Origin of the sequence: Mycetohabitans sp. B8, assembly GCF_021991875.1 — a bacterium.
GTDB lineage: Bacteria > Pseudomonadota > Gammaproteobacteria > Burkholderiales > Burkholderiaceae > Mycetohabitans.
The window spans coordinates 357,850-372,602 of the sequence record NZ_JAHLKR010000019.1 but is presented as its reverse complement, the minus strand read 5'-3'; the positions used below and the strand labels follow the sequence as shown (position 1 = coordinate 372,602).

Here is a 14,753-nt window from a genome sequence, read left to right as displayed (position 1 = left end):
GAGGGGAAATTGTGCCGCAGCGCGTTGCCTTGTCTGGAATGGGGATTTACACTGTTAGCTAATATTGATTAGCTAACTTGGGCGGGAGGGCCGATATGTTGACCGTGAATATGCACGACGCTAAATCGCGGCTGTCGAGCTTGGTCGAACAACTTGAAGTGGGGCAAGAAAGCGAGGTTATCATTGCCCGGCATGGCACGCCCGTCGCACGGTTGGTGCCCTTTACCGCCCCCAAACGGATTGGCGCGGCACGGCATTTACTCGCCGGATTGGGCGTGCCCACTACCGTTGAGGCATTTAATGCGAACGACGATGTGATCGCGGCTGACTTTGAGGCGAGTGCAGGGCAAGGGCTTTTGCCGTGAAAGTGCTACTTGATACGCATATTGCGCTGTGGGCGGCAGAAGGTGCTCCGCAGCTGTCTGCCCAAGCCGTCGAAATCATCGAGAATCCGGCCAATACGCTGCTGGTCAGTGCGGCGGCCGTTTGGGAAATTGCAATCAAACACGCGAAGGGCAACCTGTGCATTCATCCGCGTGAAGCTCGCTTGGCGTTTCGTCTAGCAGGCTTTACGCAGCTACCGATCATCAATGACCATGCGCAGATGGTCGCATTACTGCCAACGCATGAGGATCACGACGATCCGTTCGATCGTCTTATGGTAGCGCAAGCCCTCCACGAGGGGATCGCACTATTAAGCGCCGACCCGAAAATGTGGCGCTATCACCCGACGCTCATGCTGCAAGCCTAACGAAAGTCAGAATGAGGGGGATTCGCATACATCGTTGTGGGCAAAGCTCAGGACTTGAGGTCGGGGGACGTCAACGATACGCGATGCCAACGACGGCCACGGGCGTTCACTCGGTCACATGGGCGGTGCCGGTCAGGCCAGCCAGCGCCAGCAATGCGATGGCGAAGGCAAAAAGACAAAGGCATCGAGCGGCTTGCGGACTGACGCGGCGGTCATGGCCATCTGGATTATGAACGGGTTTTCTCGATGAACTCGATCTTGTAGCCGTCAGGATCCTCGACGAAGGCAATCACCGTGGTGCCATGCTTCATCGGGCCTGCCTCGCGCGTGACTTTTCCGCCCTTGGCGCGCACCGCGTCGCACGCTTCGCGTGCGTTATCCACGGCAATCGCGAGATGGCCGAAGCCCGTGCCCGGCTCATAGGCCGAGATGTCCCAATTATGGGTCAACTCGATGACCGTATGGTCGTCCTCGTTACCGTAGCCGACGAACGCAAGCGTAAAGCGGCCTTCCGGATAATCACGCTTGCGCAGCAACTGCATGCCTAGCACATTCGTGTAAAAGTCCAGCGATCGCTCCAGGTTGCCGACTCGAAGCATCGTATGAAGAAGGCGCATGACGAGATCCTTGAAATGTCGATAGCGTTGCGGGAGGCGCAATAACAGCGCCCTACGGCTGGCACGGCGCGATACGGCGGGGATTTTAACCTGTACGGCACGGCTTTGCGCGATGCGTCCAAACGCACTGGTGAGCGTTACAGTGTGGGGAGCCACTCCAGTGGATGATTCTTCAGCGAACTGCGCGCCTCGCGGAATTCCGGAAAGATCGACGCGACTGTATCCCAGAAACGCGAACTGTGGTTCATTTCGCGCAAATGCGCGAGTTCGTGTGCGACGACATAATCGACGATCGACAGCGGAAAATGGATCAAGCGCCAGTTCAGCCGGATCTTGCCGTCGCTCGAGCAACTCCCCCAACGGGTGGTCGCCGATGACAGCGCGTACGCGCTATGTCGCACGCCGAGGCGTTGTGCATAGAGGTCGAGTCGCTCGCCGAACAGGCGTCGGGCTTCCTGCTGCAGCCAGCCCTGTACGCGATCCTTGATCTGCTGCGCGTGCGCATCCAGTGGCAAGCCCAGCTCGAGCACGGCCCGTTCGGGGTCATGCCACAACGTGCCGCTTGACGACGTGACGGCGACAGTCAACGGCTTGCCCAGGTAGGGCAAGCTCGCTCCATCGGTCCAGACGATGCGCGGCAGCGCGCGTTGTTCCGTGCGCGTTTGCCACTCGGCCAGCTTGGCGAAAATCCAGCGCTGCTTGTCGGCGAGCGCCGACTCGATATCGGCCAGTGTGGCCCAGCGTGGTGCGGTGACGGCTAGTCCGTTGCCGTCGATCGAGAATCCGATGGTGCGTCGCGCGGAACGCTTGAGCCGATAATTGAGCCGGTGCGAGCCGAGGTACACGCAGCGCAGCCGGCTACTGTCCTGCAACCGAGCCTCGTTGCGCGGCGTGGCGCCCGCCGGCAGTGATGGCGCTGGCGTCGCGTTCGTCGGGCCAGAAGACGGACGCAACGGCGGCAACAGCGCGGCAAGCGGCTCCACCGGCGGCAACGAGGACAACGGCGTCGACGGTGGTTGTGTCGATTCGGCGCCGGGCCGGGGCGAACAGGTGCCGCCGGCGGGCGCCCCCGCGCAGGCGGGCCGCGGCCCGGCCGGGACTTCGACGGATAGGCCCGGCAACGCGTTGCCGCTGTCGAACAGTGGCAGGTCGAGTTGACGCGAATCGAGCGCCGCGTGTCGCGGCAAGGGCGCGTGAGCCATAGTTATCGGGTTCGACGAAGTGTCGCTGCGCGGGTCGCTGGCTATCGTATCGGAGCGTGCTCAGAGCGCCTCGGACGACGACGCGCGTTTGGCATACACCGGCGTTTCGTCCTGCGCAGGATACGCATGCGGATCGATGCGGCGCATCTCGGTTTCAATCCATTCCTCGACGCGCGCCATGACTTCGTCAGCGTTCAGGTTGCGGGTGTCGATGGGCTTGCCGATCGACACTGTGACTATACCCGGAAATTTTAGAAAAGCGTTGCGCGGCCACACGTGTCCGGCGTTGTGCGCGATCGGCACCACGGGCACCCCGGCAGCGACCGCGAAGCGCGTGCCGCCAGTCTTGTACTTGCCACGTTTGCCCACCGGCACCCGTGTGCCTTCCGGGAACATGATCACCCATGAGCCCTCGGCCATCCGTTCCTTGCCCTGCCGAATGAGCGACGTGAACGCTCGGTGCCCCTTGTTGCGGTTGACGTGCACCATCTTCAGCATCCCAAGGGCCCAGCCAAAAAATGGCACGTACAGCAACTCGCGCTTGAAGACATAGCACAACGGACGCGGCATGATCGCCGGAAAGGCCAGCGTTTCCCACGCGGACTGGTGTTTGGGCAGCAGCACGGCCGGGCCGTTAGGCAGGTTGTCCAGACCTTCGATGCGCCAGCTCACGCCGACCAGGTGCCGTAGCGTCCACAGCGTCGAGCGGCACCAGCCGACGGCCATCTTATAGCGCCGGTTTGCGTTCAGAAACGGGAACGCAATGAAGCAGGCGCATGCATACGGGATCGTGTAGACGACCAGGTAAATGAAGAACAGCGTCGAGCGAATCATGTGCATGATGTTGCAATACAAGGCCTTGGGCGGTGCGGGGCGCGTCGGCTCAGTGGGCTTCGGCGGCAAGGAAGTCGAGCGCAAACGCATACAAGTCCGCATAGACTGTCGTGCCTGCCGGCAGATGGCCGGCATCCAGCGTTTTCTGGCCTTTGCCGGTCAGCACTAGGTGACAACTGAATCCCAGCGCCGCGCCGGCTTGCAGGTCGCGCAGCGAATCGCCGACCACGGGCGTGCTGGCGGCATCGATCTCGAAGCGCCGGATGATCTGCGCGAGCAGACCGGGTTTCGGTTTGCGGCAATCGCAATGGTCGGTGGGCGTATGCGGACAGAAGAAGATGGCATCGACCCGCCCGCCCAGCGCTGCCAGCTTGCGGTGCATCTTCTCGTGTATCTCGTTGAGCGTGGCCATGTCGAACAGACCGCGACCGATGCCCGACTGGTTGCTCGCGATCACGACGCGGTAGCCCGCCTGGTTCAGCCGCGCGATTGCCTCGAGGCTTCCCGGGATTGGGATCCATTCGTCGGGTGACTTGATGAACGCGTCGGAGTCGTGGTTGACGACGCCGTCACGATCGAGGATCACGAGTTTCTTTTGCATCGTCAATTTACGCCGTTTGCCGGGAAAGAGAATCGGCCGTCACTCATGCCGCGAGCTTCGAGATATCGGCCACGCAGTTCATCTGCTCGTGCAGCTGCGCCAACAAGCCCAGCCGGTTCGCCCGCAATGCGGCATCGTCGGCATTGACCATCACGTCGTTGAAGAATGTATCAACCGCGTCGCGCAACGACGCGAGCGCCGACAGTGCGCCTGTGTAGTCGCGTGAGCCCAGCCGGCCCTGCACGGTTGGCGTGACGTTGCACAACTGCTCGAACAGCGCCCGTTCCGCCGGCTCTACCAACAGCTTTGTCTCGACATGCTGGGCCGCGCCGTCGGATTTCTTCAAGATGTTCGTGATCCGCTTGTTGGCCGACGCCAGCGATGCTGCCTCGGGCAACGCGGCAAATTCGCGTACCGCGTCGAGTCGGCCGGTGATGTCGTCGATGCGGGTCGGATTCTGGCTCAGTACCGCGTCCACCTCATTCGCGTCGTAGCCGCGCTCGCGCAACAGACCGCGTAGCCGGTCGATGAAGAAGCCGTGCAACGCGCTAGTGGGATCGGCAACTTGCGGCTGGGCTGCAAATTGGGCGTACGTATGCCGCAACAAGTCGATCAGGTCCAGCGGCAGCCGCTTTTCGAGCACGATGCGTAGCACGCCGAGCGCGTGTCGGCGTAGCGCGAACGGGTCCTTTTCCCCGGTCGGCTGCAGGCCGATGCCCCAGATGCCCACCAGCGTCTCGAGCTTATCGGCGAGCGCGACCACGGTACTCATCGCGGTGGGCGGTAGCGCGTCGCCGGCAAAGCGCGGTCGGTAGTGCTCCGAGCACGCCAGCGCAATATCGTCGGGCTCGCCGTCGTGGCGCGCGTAGTAGGCGCCCATCGTGCCTTGCAATTCCGGGAACTCGCCCACCATGTCGGTGAGCAGGTCCGCCTTGGCCAGCCGCGCGGCGCGCGCTGCCCGCTGCGCGTCAACGCCCACGCCGGGCGCAATCACCGCCGCTAGCGCTTCGAGCCGCTCGACGCGCTGCAATTGGGAGCCCAGCTTGTTGTGGTACACGACATTGGCCAGCAGCGGCACGCGCTGCTCGAGCGTCTTTTTCTGGTCCTGCTCGAAGAAGAACTTTGCGTCGGCCAGCCGTGGGCGCACGACGCGCTCGTTGCCCAGCACGATCTGCTGCGGCGTGTCGGTCTGCAAGTTCGACACGATCAGGAAACGTGACCGCAACTTGCCGCCGGCGTCGGTCAACGCGAAATACTTCTGGTTTGTCTGCATCGTCAGGATCAGGCATTCTTGCGGCACCTGCAGGAACGCGTCATCGAAACGGCATTCGTAGACGATCGGCCATTCGACCAGCGCATTCACTTCGTCAAGCAGCGCCTCGGGCATCAGTACATGGTCCGCGCCCGCCCGCTCGAGCAATTGCACGCGGATCGCTTCCTTGCGTGCCCGCATGCTGGCGATGACCTTGCCGCGCTGCTCGAGCGTGCGCGCATAGTCGTCTGCATGCAAGATCGCGATGTGGCCCTCGGACAGAAACCGGTGGCCGAGCGTGACCGCGTCCGCATCCAATCCGAGCGCCGTGACCGGCACGATACGGTTTGCGTGCAGCGCAACGAGCCGGTGCGCCGGGCGCACGAACTGCACGCTCGTGCCGTCCGGCCGCTGGTACGTCATGACCTTCGGGATCGGCAGCTTGGCGAGGGTTTCGCCCAGTGCGGCCTGCAGACCGTCTTCTAACGTCACGCCCGGTGCAGCGTAATTTAGGAAGAACGCCTCGGTCTTGCCGTCCATCGCGCGCTCTAAGCGCGTGAGCGGCATATCCGGAAAGCCCAGGGCGGCGAGTTTTTTGGCTAGCGGCGCGCTTGGCTGTCCGTTGGCGTCGAACGCCACGGAAACGGGCAGGACTTTTTCGCGCACCTGGCGCTGCGGCGCCACCTCGCGCACGTTGCGGATCGCGACCGCCAACCGACGCGGCGTGCCGAACGGCTCGAACGAAGGCGAGCCGCCGTCAGTGACGTCGATCAGGTCGCGCGCGGCGAGCCGTTCGACCAGGCCGTTGGCAAAGGCATTGGACAAGCGGGCAAGCGCCTTCGGTGGCAACTCTTCGGTCAGCAGTTCGACGAGCAGGGTGGATGGTTGACTCATTGGAATGGCTTCTCTTCTGTCGTCTCAGGCGTCGTCCTCGAGCTTGCGCTCGACCTTCAGCGGCGGCACCCAATCGGGGCGGGCGGCTTCTTGTTCAGCGGTGATGGTGCCGCGCGCGTGCGCGCCGGCCGCCTCGCCCAGCATCGGGAAGCCGAGTGCCTCCCGCGAATCGTAGTACGCCTGCGCGACCAGCCGCGATAGCGCGCGAATGCGGCCAATGTACGCGGCGCGCTCCGTCACGGAGATCGCCCCGCGGGCATCGAGCAGGTTGAACGTATGCGCGGCTTTCAGGATCAACTCGTAGGCCGGCAGCGCGAGCCGTTGCTCGATGATGCGCCGGGCCTCGCTCTCATACGCATTGAAGAACGTGAATAGCAACTCGGCGTTCGCTTGCTCGAAGTTGTATGTCGACTGCTCGACCTCGTTCTGGTGAAACACGTCGCCGTAGGTCAGCCGGCGCAGCACCTTGCCGGCTGGGCCGTCCTCTTCCCATTCGGTCCATACCAGATCGAATACGTTCTCGACCTGCTGTAGATACATGGCCAGGCGCTCGATGCCGTATGTGATTTCGCCGAGCACCGGCTTGCAATCGAGCCCGCCGACTTGCTGGAAGTACGTGAACTGCGTGACCTCCATGCCGTTGAGCCACACTTCCCACCCCAGGCCCCAAGCGCCCAGCGTCGGGTTCTCCCAGTCATCTTCGACAAAGCGCACATCGTTCTGCTTCAGGTCCAGTCCGAGCGCTTGCAGCGAGCCCAGGTACAGGTCCAGGATGTTCTCCGGCGCCGGCTTGAGGACCACCTGGTACTGGTAGTAGTGCTGCATTCGATTGGGATTCTCGCCGTAGCGGCCGTCTTTGGGACGCCGCGACGGCTGTACATAGGCAGCGCGCCACGGCTCGGGACCGATTGCGCGCAGAAACGTCGCAGTGTGTGACGTGCCCGCGCCGACTTCCATGTCGTAGGGTTGCAGGAGCGCGCAGCCCTGTCTGTCCCAGTAGGATTGCAGGGTCAGGATGATTTGCTGGAACGTGAGCATGAAATGCCTTTCAGGCGAAGCGTCTGGACGTGCGCACTGGCACACGTCGCCGCCCCGGGGCAAGAAAAGTGCTAAAAGGAGAGATTTTAGCGGAAAAGGGCACAGGACCGGTCGCGTTCGCGCGTACCGTGGTCACCGTTGATGCCGGCGAAACGAAGTTTGCGCTCGCCCGCATTCATTCGATGCGCGCCAGCAGCGTGCCGCAGCCGACCACGTAGTTGATCAACTTGGCAGCCACGCTTGCGGGAGCGCGGCTGATCGCGCACGCCGCGGGCGCCGTACGCACTGTAGATAAACTACCGACTACTCGCGAGATCGGAGGCTGGGCGATGCGTTAATAAGAGGCGATGGTACATTGGGCTGCCGTCGTTTGGATCTTTGCCTATGATGGCTACGACGGTTTTATCCGAGCTCCACGTCAGCGTGCGCAGACCGAGTGCCTCCCAGATAGCCTTGTGCCCCATCCTTATACAGCTTTTTATTGCCGGCGGCATGGCCTTGGCCGGTGCTGATCATGACGTGGAAAGGCAGGCTGTGTGTCCGGGGTGGTGTGTCGTTGTCCTGGATTTCATCTTCGCTTTTGAACACATCGCCGAACTTGAAGAATCCGAGTACGTGCCCGCGTGGCACACGTGCCATTGCTTCGGCACTGTCTATGCGGGGATGGAATGGCGAGACAAGTTGATAGCCGTTCAAATTGTTATGCGACTTTTTATTGATCATGCCGCTTTGCCATAGGCAGTACTTGACCGCATCCCAACACATTCGACCGCACAAAATTGTGTAATGCGAGTTTGGGAAGACGCCAACGCCTTGAGTACCGACAGGCCGCCTAATTTGCTTTGCTCAGTGGCTTGTACATGGGTACCCTTCACCGGCTGCTGGCTTGAGTCAGGCAGAACGTGATCGGGTAAGTGCGAAGCGTTGGCGAGGCGACTCGTACGCCAAACGCTGGTTCGGCTGCCCGGCATGAACGGATCTGGCATGCGGTGACCCCTGGTTGGCTCGGTTCATGCTCCTAGCTTTATAGGCGCGACATGCAGGATGGCGCGCCCAATCCGGAAACGATCGCCGGATAGACGAAAACGTTCGTGCCTATTCGCATGCGCGGCCAGCGCTGGCGCGGCGTCCCATCCCAAACCCGATCGCCAGCCCGACCAGCGATATGACCAATACGGTTATATTGCCGGCTACGATGTAGGGCGTCATGCCACTGCGGCCTTGCACGCGTACGTCAAGGGCGCCCACTGTGAAGCGGCGCAATTGGGCGTTGACCGAGCCGTGCGCATCGATCATCGCGGTGGCGCCCGTGTTGGTGGCGCGCAGCATCGGCCGTCCGGTCTCGAGCGCGCGCATCCGTGCCATCTGCAGGTGCTGGTCCAGTGCGATCGTATTGCCGAACCAGCCGAGGTTCGTCGAGTTGACCAGCACGCTGGCGGGTTGCGACTGGCCGCGCAGCGTGCGGGCGATCTCTTCGCCGAAAATGTCTTCGTAGCAGATATTCGTCGCGATTGGCTGCCCGTGCACGATAAATGGTGGCTGTATCGAGCCGCCGCGCGAGAAGTCGCCTAATGGCATCTTCATCATGTCGACGAACCACCGGAAGCCCCACGGGATGAACTCGCCGAATGGCACTAAATGATGCTTGTCGTACCGGTACAGGACCGATGATCCCGGCGTGATCCCGTACAGTGCGTTGGTCACATCCTTCGGCCCGTTTTCGGTCATCGTTGCGCCGACAGCACCGAACAGGACCGACGTGTGCGTGACGTCCACGAAGCGCCGTACCGCCGTGCCGAACTCGGGCGGCGTTTCATACAGCGGCAACGGGATGGCGATTTCGGGCGTCACGACCAGATCGGCCGGCTTTTCCGTGATGAGCTGCTGGTACAGGGCAATAGCGTGATGGATGCCGACCGGATCGAATTTCATGCTCTGCTCGACGTTGCCTTGAAGCAGGCGCACCGACAGTGCGGGCCCGCTCGGCTGGGTCCACGTCACGCGCGAGAGCAGCATGCCGCAAACGAGCAGCCCCGCGGCGGCGGCGGCGGGCGCGAGCCACGTGGCCACACCGCGCCCCTCACCCATACGCATGGCTGTCTGTATAATCAACGCGCCAACGAGTGCGAGGACCCAGCCGACCCCATAAACGCCGACGAGCGGAGCGAAACCGGCAAACGGACCGTCCACTTGCGCGTACCCGCTGGCGAGCCACGGAAAGCCAGTGAAGACGGTCCCGCGCAACCATTCGCCCAATGCCCATGCGCAGGCGAACGCCACGCTTGCATGCCAACTGGGCGTGAACGTCGCGTGTTGCCCGCTCGGCGCGCGACACCAATGCCATAGTCCAGCCGAAAATGCCGGATAAAGGGCCAGATAGAGCGAGAACAGCACGACGGCGGTACCGGCCATGAGCGCGGGCATGTAGCCATAGAAATGCATGCTCACATATAACCACCATACCCCGCTGACGAATTGGCCAAAACCGAATGCGCCACCAGTGAGCAACGCGCCGCGCAGCGTGCGGGTGCGCGACACGAGCCAGAACGCACAGGCGAAAATCGCTAACTCAAGCCAGCCGCCGTGTGGCGTGGGCGCAAACGCAAGCGTATTCAGCGCGCCGATTGTGCCCGCCAGCGTCAAATGCAGCCCCGTTGCACGACGGCTGCGCGACGCGTGTTGCAACGGCGGGAAACCAGACGAGGCAGCGCGTGGCGCGGGATCGGCGATCGGCTTATCGACCATCTGTCGGTATGGGAAAGACGTGCGTGGGCGCTGCCCTGGGTTCAATGATCATCGCGGTCGCGGACCGCGAGCGCGCCGGCTGGCACGTGCTTGGCAAGCAGCATATGGACCTGTCGCGCGTCACCGCGCAGAATCTCGAACACGAAATCGTCGATGCGTACTTTTTCGCCACGGTGCGGCACGCGGCCGAAGCGGTGCGTGACCAAGCCGCCGATCGTATCGACCTCGTCATCGCGATAGTGCGTGCCGAACGTCTCATTGAACTGCTCGATCTCGGTCAGTGCGCGTACCCGGTAGTGGCCGTCCGGCGTCGCGATGATGTTGCCTTCCTCTTCGTCGAAGTCATATTCGTCCTCGATGTCACCGACGATCTGCTCGAGTACGTCCTCGATGGTGATCAATCCGGCGACACCGCCGTATTCGTCAACGACGATTGCAATATGGTTGTGGTTCGCGCGAAAGTCGTGCAACAGCACGTTCAGTCGTTTGGATTCGGGGATGAACACGGCGGGGCGCAACATGCCGCGCACGTCGAATTCCTCTTCTGCGTAGTAGCGCAGCAGATCCTTCGCGAGTAGGATGCCGATCACGTTGTCGCGGTTGCCGTCGTATACCGGGTAGCGCGAGTGCGCCTTCTCCAGCACGAATGGAATGAACTGATCGGGGCTGTCGGCGATGTTGATCGCATCCATCTGTGCCCGGGGCACCATGATGTCGCGTGCGCACAGGTCAGCGACCTGGAACACGCCCTCGATCATCGACAGCGAGTCGGCGTCGATCAGGTTGCGTGCGTGCGCATCCTGCAGGATTTCGAGCAACTCCACACGAGATTCCGGCTCGGGCGAGATGAGATCGGTCAAGCGCTCCAGCAGCGAGCGCGGTTTGTCTGAATGTTTCGAGTGACTTTTCCGACTGGGATACGGGTCGTTCATATTCAAGCGTCCCGCGGGACCGGACGCGCGATAGAGGTAATCAAAGGATACACTAACCAGAATGCGCGTCTGTGATGCCGCGTACGATGGCGGTTGTTGCTGGCCGCACGCTCTGGCCCGAGCAGCGCTCAAGCATTTTCTCGAGCGCGGCATCGGGGATGCCGTTCGCCCGCAGCGCCTCGACGGTGCGCGCGACGTAGTCGCGGGTGGTGCCGTAGCGGCCGCTTGCCCGGGCGAGCACGATACGCATGATGTCGTCCGGCACGCGGCCGGCATAGGTTGCCGCTTCGCGGCGCATCACGAATGCCAGCGCGCGTACATCGCGCCCGTCATCGAGCATGCAGCGCAGCCACGCGGGACGGTACGAGCCCATCGACATTTCACGCCGCCACAGCACCTGCAGGTGGGGCATCGCACTGCGCCCATCGAGCCGGAACGCCATACCCGGGCAGCAACCGCCGCGGTCCAGCGCGAGCACCAGGCCGGGCAGTTCGGGGGTGCCACGGTTCACCCGCGACCACAGGTACAGGCCTCGGTGATAGCCCATCACGCGTGCCCGGCATGATTCGACTGTCGGCAGACCGGGATTCCAAATCAACGATCCATAGCCGAACAGCCACAAGTCGCTCGCGTGGTCCCAATGCACCAGCGTATGCTCGATCGATGCCGCCAGTTCCATGTCCGTGAGCAGCCGTGCGTCGCCGATCGTGGGCGGATAACCCAGCACCGTCCCGGGCGGCACGGCGCCGGTGCGCCCGGCCGGCGCGCGCGGACACAGCGGCGCCGGCGCATCGTGCCCGCGTTCATCAAGTTCCGCGTGGTCGCCACGTTCGTCTTGCATCATCCTCGGTAGGCTTGGGCTTGCTTAGCCCTGTTGCGCGTACGGGTCCGGATAGCCGAGCCGCGCCAGAATATCGGTTTCAATCGACTCCATCTCTCGCGCCTGCTCGTCATCCTCGTGATCATAACCCTGTGCGTGCAGCACGCCGTGCACGATCAGGTGCGCGTAATGCGCGTCCAGCGGCTTGTGCTGCTCGCGTGCCTCGCTTTCGACCACCGGGCAACAGAGCACCAAGTCGCCGCTGACCGGCTCATTGTCCGATTCTCCGTACGCGAACGTGAGCACGTTCGTCGGGTAGTCCTTGCCGCGGTAGCCGCGGTTCAGCGCGCGGCCTTCTTGCTCGTCGACGAAACGGATTGTCAACTCGGCGTGCGCGAAGAGCGCGGCGCGGACCCAGCCGGCGATCCTAGCGCGCGGCAGCAACGCCTTGTGGGCGGCGAACGCCTTGGCCGGGAACTGCACGCTGAGCGTGAGCTTCGGGGCACGGGGCGCGTTCATGCCGGATGCGCGCCGTCCGGATGGCGCTTGGCGTGTGCATCGTAGGCTTCGACGATGCGTGCGACCAGCGGATGCCGCACCACGTCGGCACTCGTGAAATGTGTTAGCGCGATGCCGCGCACGTTGTGCAGTACCTGTTGTGCCTCCACCAGTCCGCTCTTGTTGCCCCGCGGCAGGTCGATTTGCGTGATATCACCGGTGATCACCGCCTTGGACCCGAAGCCGATGCGCGTGAGGAACATCTTCATCTGCTCGGGCGTGGTGTTCTGCGCCTCGTCCAGGATGATGAACGCGTGATTCAGCGTGCGCCCGCGCATATACGCGAGCGGCGCGATCTCGATCATCTGGCGCTCAAACATCTTGGCCGTCTTATCAAAGCCGAGCAGGTCATACAGCGCGTCGTACAACGGGCGCAGGTACGGATCGACCTTTTGCGCGAGGTCGCCGGGCAGGAAACCGAGCCGCTCGCCAGCCTCGACTGCCGGACGTGTCAACACGATCCGCTTGACTTGGTCTCGCTCCAGCGCATCGACCGCGCAGGCGACCGCCAGGTACGTCTTGCCAGTGCCAGCCGGTCCGACCCCGAACGTCACATCGTGCTGCAGGATTTGCTTCAGGTAATCGCGCTGCGCCGGTGTGCGTCCGCGCAGGTCGGCGCGCCGCGTATACAGCGTCGGTCCGCGTTCGTCGTCGGGCAGGCCGGCGTCGGCCGGCCCGTCAAATGGGTGATCGGGATCGCCGCGCAGGCGCAACGGCGCTGTGTCGGCGTGCGCAGCCGGTTGCGGACCGGCGCCTTCGGCACCCGTCGCGTGGGCGTTGCCGCGGCTGGCGGCGCGGCCCAGGGCGCGTGCCGGGTGCTCGGCACTATAGCGCGCCTCGACCAGCGCGAGTTGGATGTCGTCGACGGACAGCGGATCGCGCGCGAGATTGTAGAAATTCTCCAGCGCGGCCAGCGCGACTTTTGCGGCGCGGCCGCGAACCGTGATCCGGTGGCCGCGGCGCGACAGCGTCACGTCGAGCGCCTGCTCGATCTGGCGCAGGTTTTCGTCGAGCGGACCGCACAGGTTCGCCAGTCGTGTGTTGTCGTTGCGAGGCGCGGTGAATTCGAGCGTGGGCAAAGGTGTCTTCAAGATGCGTGGCAATGGGCGCCGGTCAATGTGTGCTTGCCGGCGTTAGCGCGAGTTCCCCGCGCAGTGAATGCGGATAGGCGTGGACAATCTCGACATCGACCATCTGGCCGAGCAGGCGGGCGTGCGAAGCCTGCGGCGCCGGGAAGTTCACCACGCGGTTGTTTTCGGTGCGTCCGGCCAACTCGTTTGGATCCTTACGGGCCGAACGCTCGACCAGGATGCGCTGCACGGTGCCGACCATCGATTCGCTGATCCTTGCCGCATGCGTTTCAATCGCGGCCTGCAATTGCTGAAGCCGCGCAAGCTTCACGTCGCGCGGCGTGTCATCATGCAGGTTCGCGGCCGGCGTGCCGGGGCGCGGACTGAAAATGAACGAGAAGCTGGTGTCGTATTGCACCTCGTCGATTAGCTTCATCGTCTTGGCATGGTCGTCGTCGGTCTCGCCGGGGAACCCGACGATAAAATCGGTCGATAACGAGAGCTGCGGCCGGATCGCGCGCAGCCGCCGCACGATCGACTTATATTCGAGCACCGTATAGCCGCGCTTCATCGCCATCAAGATCCGGTCCGATCCGTGCTGTACCGGCAGGTGCAGGTGGCCCACCAGCTTGGGCACGCTTTCGTACGTATCAATCAGCCGTTGCGAGAATTCTTTTGGGTGCGACGTCGTGTAGCGGATCCGCTCGATCCCCGGAATCTCCGCAACGTACTCGATCAGCGTCGAGAAATCCGCGATCTCGGCGGCGCCGGCGCTGATCGCGCCCCGATATGCATTGACGTTCTGCCCGAGTAGCGTGACTTCACGCACGCCCTGATCCGCCAGGCCAGCCACTTCGGTTAGCACGTCGTCCAGCGGGCGGGATACCTCTTCGCCGCGCGTGTACGGCACGACGCAATAGCTACAGTACTTGCTGCAGCCTTCCATGATCGATACGAACGCGGTGGGGCCTTCAACGCGCGGCGGCGGTAGGTTGTCGAATTTCTCAATCTCCGGGAACGAGATGTCGACTTGCGCGTGGCCGCTCGCGCGCCGCGCATCGATCATCGCGGGCAGCCGATGCAGCGTCTGTGGGCCGAACACGAGATCGACGTAAGGCGCGCGCGCGACGATCGCCGCGCCTTCCTGACTGGCAACGCAGCCGCCAACGCCGATTAGCAGGTCGGGGCGCGCCTGCTTGAGTTCGCGCACCCGGCCTAGGTCGGAAAAGACCTTTTCCTGCGCCTTCTCGCGAATTGAGCAGGTGTTGAACAGGATGACATCCGCGTCTTCCGGGGTGTCGGTTTTGACAAGACCTTCAGCCGCGCCAAGCACGTCGACCATTTTGTCGGAATCGTACTCGTTCATTTGGCAGCCGAAAGTCTTTACATAGACTTTTTTGGGCATAGTGTCGCCGTCGCAGTCGTTTATCTGGGGGCGG

At 62.9% G+C, this 14,753-nt stretch carries 16 protein-coding genes; 3 read left to right on the top strand and 13 right to left on the bottom strand.

Annotated features, from left to right (window positions below):
- Positions 1 to 95 precede the first annotated feature (95 nt).
- Both KQH60_RS12445 and KQH60_RS12440 read left to right on the top strand, forming a co-directional pair.
- Positions 96 to 365 carry a type II toxin-antitoxin system Phd/YefM family antitoxin gene (locus tag KQH60_RS12445; RefSeq protein WP_076786107.1) on the top strand — a complete coding sequence of 90 codons (270 nt, stop codon included), beginning with the start codon at positions 96 to 98 and terminating at the stop codon, positions 363 to 365.
- Positions 362 to 751 carry a type II toxin-antitoxin system VapC family toxin gene (locus KQH60_RS12440; RefSeq protein ID WP_237576723.1) on the top strand — a complete coding sequence of 130 codons (390 nt, stop codon included), beginning with the start codon at positions 362 to 364 and terminating at the stop codon, positions 749 to 751. Before KQH60_RS12445 ends, KQH60_RS12440 begins: the two co-directional genes overlap by 4 nt.
- 227 nt (positions 752 to 978) lie before the next feature.
- Here KQH60_RS12440 and gloA read toward each other — a convergent pair whose 3' ends face one another.
- The 6 genes from gloA to glyQ form a co-directional block, all read right to left on the bottom strand.
- Positions 979 to 1,368 carry a lactoylglutathione lyase gene (gloA, locus tag KQH60_RS12435; RefSeq protein WP_237576722.1) on the bottom strand — a complete coding sequence of 130 codons (390 nt, stop codon included), beginning with the start codon at positions 1,366 to 1,368 and terminating at the stop codon, positions 979 to 981.
- A gap of 137 nt (positions 1,369 to 1,505) precedes the next feature.
- Positions 1,506 to 2,570 carry a M48 family metallopeptidase gene (locus KQH60_RS12430; RefSeq protein WP_237576721.1) on the bottom strand — a complete coding sequence of 355 codons (1,065 nt, stop codon included), beginning with the start codon at positions 2,568 to 2,570 and terminating at the stop codon, positions 1,506 to 1,508.
- Positions 2,571 to 2,630: 60 nt separating this feature from the next.
- Positions 2,631 to 3,410, bottom strand: coding sequence for a 1-acyl-sn-glycerol-3-phosphate acyltransferase (locus KQH60_RS12425; RefSeq protein ID WP_237576720.1), 780 nt, complete (start codon positions 3,408 to 3,410; stop codon positions 2,631 to 2,633).
- A gap of 43 nt (positions 3,411 to 3,453) precedes the next feature.
- A complete protein-coding gene (gene gmhB, locus KQH60_RS12420; protein WP_237576719.1) occupies positions 3,454 to 4,005 on the bottom strand; it encodes a D-glycero-beta-D-manno-heptose 1,7-bisphosphate 7-phosphatase in 552 nt (183 codons plus the stop codon).
- 43 nt (positions 4,006 to 4,048) lie between these two features.
- Positions 4,049 to 6,151: a glycine--tRNA ligase subunit beta gene (glyS, locus tag KQH60_RS12415; RefSeq protein WP_237576718.1), complete on the bottom strand. Its 2,103-nt coding sequence runs from the start codon at positions 6,149 to 6,151 to the stop codon at positions 4,049 to 4,051.
- 24 nt (positions 6,152 to 6,175) lie between these two features.
- Entirely contained in the window at positions 6,176 to 7,189 is a 1,014-nt protein-coding gene (gene glyQ, locus KQH60_RS12410; protein WP_237576717.1) for a glycine--tRNA ligase subunit alpha, read from the bottom strand.
- A 68-nt stretch (positions 7,190 to 7,257) separates the two neighbouring features.
- Between glyQ and KQH60_RS12405 the strand changes: the two genes are divergently transcribed.
- The gene (locus tag KQH60_RS12405; protein ID WP_237576716.1) at positions 7,258 to 7,407 is read left to right on the top strand and encodes a hypothetical protein; all 150 of its coding nucleotides are present in this window, start codon (positions 7,258 to 7,260) and stop codon (positions 7,405 to 7,407) included.
- Between the two features lie 184 nt (positions 7,408 to 7,591).
- On the opposite strand, the gene KQH60_RS12400 is transcribed toward KQH60_RS12405, so the two are convergent.
- From KQH60_RS12400 to miaB, 7 genes are all read right to left on the bottom strand, one after another.
- Positions 7,592 to 7,912: a hypothetical protein gene (locus tag KQH60_RS12400; protein WP_237576715.1), complete on the bottom strand. Its 321-nt coding sequence runs from the start codon at positions 7,910 to 7,912 to the stop codon at positions 7,592 to 7,594.
- 372 nt (positions 7,913 to 8,284) lie between these two features.
- On the bottom strand, positions 8,285 to 9,934 hold the full coding sequence (gene lnt / locus KQH60_RS12395; RefSeq protein ID WP_237576714.1) for an apolipoprotein N-acyltransferase: 1,650 nt from the start codon (positions 9,932 to 9,934) through the stop codon (positions 8,285 to 8,287).
- A gap of 41 nt (positions 9,935 to 9,975) precedes the next feature.
- Positions 9,976 to 10,866, bottom strand: coding sequence for an HlyC/CorC family transporter (locus KQH60_RS12390; RefSeq protein WP_237576713.1), 891 nt, complete (start codon positions 10,864 to 10,866; stop codon positions 9,976 to 9,978).
- A 52-nt stretch (positions 10,867 to 10,918) separates the two neighbouring features.
- Positions 10,919 to 11,545 (bottom strand): gamma-glutamylcyclotransferase, encoded by a 627-nt coding sequence (locus KQH60_RS12385; RefSeq protein ID WP_237576790.1) that lies wholly within the window; start codon positions 11,543 to 11,545, stop codon positions 10,919 to 10,921.
- Between the two features lie 186 nt (positions 11,546 to 11,731).
- Complete coding sequence (gene ybeY, locus KQH60_RS12380) at positions 11,732 to 12,205, bottom strand: rRNA maturation RNase YbeY (RefSeq protein ID WP_237576712.1); 474 nt, start codon at positions 12,203 to 12,205, stop codon at positions 11,732 to 11,734.
- Positions 12,202 to 13,335 carry a PhoH family protein gene (locus tag KQH60_RS12375; protein WP_237576711.1) on the bottom strand — a complete coding sequence of 378 codons (1,134 nt, stop codon included), beginning with the start codon at positions 13,333 to 13,335 and terminating at the stop codon, positions 12,202 to 12,204. The genes ybeY and KQH60_RS12375 overlap by 4 nt, the downstream gene beginning before the upstream one ends.
- Before the next feature lie 22 nt (positions 13,336 to 13,357).
- Positions 13,358 to 14,719: a tRNA (N6-isopentenyl adenosine(37)-C2)-methylthiotransferase MiaB gene (gene miaB, locus KQH60_RS12370; RefSeq protein ID WP_237576710.1), complete on the bottom strand. Its 1,362-nt coding sequence runs from the start codon at positions 14,717 to 14,719 to the stop codon at positions 13,358 to 13,360.
- Between the last annotated feature and the right edge of the window lie 34 nt (positions 14,720 to 14,753).

Excerpts from the sequence above, each read along its gene's own strand:
- KQH60_RS12445 (WP_076786107.1), top strand. The coding sequence starts at position 96 with ATGTTGACCGTGAATATGCACGACGCTAAATCGCGGCTGTCGAGCTTG.
- gloA (WP_237576722.1), bottom strand. The coding sequence starts at position 1,368 with ATGCGCCTTCTTCATACGATGCTTCGAGTCGGCAACCTGGAGCGATCG.
- KQH60_RS12430 (WP_237576721.1), bottom strand. The coding sequence starts at position 2,570 with ATGGCTCACGCGCCCTTGCCGCGACACGCGGCGCTCGATTCGCGTCAA.
- KQH60_RS12425 (WP_237576720.1), bottom strand. The coding sequence starts at position 3,410 with ATGCACATGATTCGCTCGACGCTGTTCTTCATTTACCTGGTCGTCTAC.
- gmhB (WP_237576719.1), bottom strand. The coding sequence starts at position 4,005 with ATGCAAAAGAAACTCGTGATCCTCGATCGTGACGGCGTCGTCAACCAC.
- glyS (WP_237576718.1), bottom strand. The coding sequence starts at position 6,151 with ATGAGTCAACCATCCACCCTGCTCGTCGAACTGCTGACCGAAGAGTTG.
- glyQ (WP_237576717.1), bottom strand. The coding sequence starts at position 7,189 with ATGCTCACGTTCCAGCAAATCATCCTGACCCTGCAATCCTACTGGGAC.
- KQH60_RS12400 (WP_237576715.1), bottom strand. The coding sequence starts at position 7,912 with ATGATCAATAAAAAGTCGCATAACAATTTGAACGGCTATCAACTTGTC.
- lnt (WP_237576714.1), bottom strand. The coding sequence starts at position 9,934 with ATGGTCGATAAGCCGATCGCCGATCCCGCGCCACGCGCTGCCTCGTCT.
- KQH60_RS12390 (WP_237576713.1), bottom strand. The coding sequence starts at position 10,866 with ATGAACGACCCGTATCCCAGTCGGAAAAGTCACTCGAAACATTCAGAC.
- KQH60_RS12385 (WP_237576790.1), bottom strand. The coding sequence starts at position 11,545 with ATGGAACTGGCGGCATCGATCGAGCATACGCTGGTGCATTGGGACCAC.
- ybeY (WP_237576712.1), bottom strand. The coding sequence starts at position 12,205 with ATGAACGCGCCCCGTGCCCCGAAGCTCACGCTCAGCGTGCAGTTCCCG.
- miaB (WP_237576710.1), bottom strand. The coding sequence starts at position 14,719 with ATGCCCAAAAAAGTCTATGTAAAGACTTTCGGCTGCCAAATGAACGAG.